This is a genomic window from Streptomyces sp. SID11385 (genome assembly GCF_010548245.1).
Lineage (GTDB): Bacteria > Actinomycetota > Actinomycetes > Streptomycetales > Streptomycetaceae > Streptomyces.
Genome location: NZ_JAAGLR010000928.1, coordinates 1 through 320 on the forward strand (window position 1 = coordinate 1; position 320 = coordinate 320).

Sequence of the window (320 nt, forward strand, 5' to 3'; positions counted from 1 at the left end):
CCAATCTGTGGATAACTTCGCCGAAGTCGCACATCGCGCCACTCGATGGAGTGAGACGATTCCGCGCGACACACCGGGCGGATCGTTTCCGCAAGGCCGATCCCCTGGCCAAAGGTGAGTAAGTGCTTACCCACTCGCGAGATGCGGCGCCCCCCCGCCCGGCGGGGCGGCGAGCGAACCGCGCCCTGCGCGATCCGCCCGCCGCCCCCTGCCAACCCGCCTACCGCACCGGCACCGAGCCCGACCCCACCCGCGCCGCGCTCGTCCCGATCCCCGAGGGGTACTGCCACGCGGGCGCGGCCCCGGACCCCGGCGCCGGC

General features: G+C 73.8%; 1 protein-coding gene. It reads left to right on the top strand.

Going from position 1 to position 320, the window contains the following annotated elements; genetic code table 11:
• Window positions 1–122: 122 nt before the first annotated feature.
• Window positions 123–320 (top strand): hypothetical protein (locus G3I42_RS37150; protein WP_203607468.1); only part of this gene is annotated, 198 nt, incomplete at its 3' end.